The sequence below is a fragment of the Maritimibacter sp. 55A14 genome, assembly GCF_003122205.1.
Taxonomy (GTDB): domain Bacteria; phylum Pseudomonadota; class Alphaproteobacteria; order Rhodobacterales; family Rhodobacteraceae; genus QEYE01.
In genome coordinates this window covers 1-1,679 of sequence record NZ_QEYE01000058.1, presented here as the reverse complement: position 1 = coordinate 1,679, position 1,679 = coordinate 1, and the positions used below count along the sequence as shown (strand labels likewise).

The following is a 1,679-nucleotide window of genomic DNA, read 5'->3' as shown; positions in this document are numbered from 1 at the left end:
TGTCAATCGAGGCAAAATCACCTCGGCCAACAGCACACACCCGGCATCGAAAACCGCGAAGCAAATCCCAGTTCAGCGCAACGCCCACCACACAGAGCCACTATCGCATAGCGATTTAGTGCCAGAGCCCAAACTGCGCGATGCTGCAGTCTGGATGAACGTCTGTTTTCCAAATTTCAGCGTTGACTTAGAGTTACTCTAACTCGCTACACAGGGGTCAGAGGAGCTTTGCGAAGATGAGAATTGCAGAAGCGGCTGATGCCTGCGGGCTGTCCGCACACACGATACGGTTCTACGAGAAATCGGGAATGCTACCAGAAATCGAGCGTGGTCCAGACGGGCATCGTCGGTTCACGCCCCGACTAATCGACTGGCTAACCCTGCTCTATTGGCTGCGAGAAACAGGCATGTCGCTTGCGCAAATGCGGCGATTTACGACACTCGCCAAAGCGGGTGATGCCGGTATCACAGAGCGGCGGCAAATCCTGATGGATCACGCAAACACGCTTAAGGCCAAACGCGCAACTCTCGAAAAGTGCGAAAGCATCCTCGCGATCAAGATCGCCAGCTATGGCCCGGACACAAAAGAGGATGATCAATGAAGTTTGCTTACCTGATCGAACCGCCATTCAACTACGTCGATGCCGCAGGCCGCGTCACAGGCTGTGATGTGGAACTTGCTCGGCACGTGTTCCGCGAACTCGGGATAGTGACTTTCGAGCCGGTCGAGACGGAGTTTGCTGAACTCCTGCCCGGTCTTAGTGATGGTCGCTGGCGCATGACGACCGGTCTGTTCGGGACCGATGAACGCAGGCAGAGCGCACAGTTCAGCCGTCCCATCTGGGCGCTACCGGATGGGTTACTGGTGGCGGCGGATAATCCGTTGTGCCTCAGCGGCTATCAATCGGTGGCGGACAATCCGCACGTCCGGCTGGCGGTCATTCGCGATCAGTTTCAGCATCGCTCTGCGGTTGGGTTTGGCGTCAGCGCAGAGCGAATCGCGGTATTTGAGACTTATACCGAAGCCGCACAGGCTGTTCGCGAGGGCACTGCCGATGCCTATGCCAGCGTCGGCCGAGCGCATAGCGGCTTCATCGAGCAGAACCCGGATTGGGGACTGGAATTGATCCTTGTGCCGAACAAAGAGAAGCCTCCTGCATTCGGGTCTTTCGCGTTCGGTTTAAACGACGCAAACCTCCTGAATGAGGTCGATGCAATTCTTTCACAGTTTCTTGGGACTGATGCTCATCGAAAGATGGTCGCGTCTTTCGGGTTCTCGCCGGCCGAAGTTGATTTAGTGGCGGCCTGACAGATCGAAAGTGGACCTTGACTGTCGTAGTATTTACGGCAGCTTCGTCCGCTCAGCGGTCATCTGCGCCACGATAATTCTGCACTATGCACGAATGGCCGCAATGCGAAAGCTACAGCGCGGCATCGGCGCTGCCGATGAACGGCAGGTTTGGGCCGGTCTTGACGCCCTTGGCGCTGCACTGCCTGTGCCTGACGCTGGATCGCCGCAGGATCGGCTGCGCTCGCGTAGCTGCCGTTCAGTGCAGCGCCCGCTCCACCAAAGGGTTGATTTTGTCCGGGCTGGTCAGCGGAGCCATATGGCCACCGCGTTCTATCTTCTCGAAGTTCCAGTGGGGGATATGCTGTTGCATCAGGACCACGATCTCCTT

At 57.0% G+C, this 1,679-nt stretch carries 3 protein-coding genes; all 3 read left to right on the top strand.

Annotation, left to right across the window (positions count from 1 at the left end; all coding sequences use genetic code 11):
* Positions 1–202 (top strand): hypothetical protein (locus DDZ14_RS20080; RefSeq protein WP_233252659.1); only part of this gene is annotated, 202 nt, incomplete at its 5' end.
* A gap of 34 nt (positions 203–236) precedes the next feature.
* Positions 237–602, top strand: a complete 366-nt coding sequence (locus DDZ14_RS19150) for a MerR family transcriptional regulator (RefSeq protein WP_109426568.1) — start codon at positions 237–239, stop codon at positions 600–602.
* Positions 599–1,309 (top strand): transporter substrate-binding domain-containing protein, encoded by a 711-nt coding sequence (locus DDZ14_RS19145; protein WP_109426567.1) that lies wholly within the window; start codon positions 599–601, stop codon positions 1,307–1,309. The genes DDZ14_RS19150 and DDZ14_RS19145 overlap by 4 nt, the downstream gene beginning before the upstream one ends.
* Positions 1,310–1,679: the final 370 nt, after the last annotated feature.

What these genes read in the sequence shown, in the direction of transcription:
- DDZ14_RS19150 (WP_109426568.1), top strand. Translation starts at nt 237, where the DNA reads ATGAGAATTGCAGAAGCGGCTGATGCCTGCGGGCTGTCCGCACACACG.
- DDZ14_RS19145 (WP_109426567.1), top strand. Translation starts at nt 599, where the DNA reads ATGAAGTTTGCTTACCTGATCGAACCGCCATTCAACTACGTCGATGCC.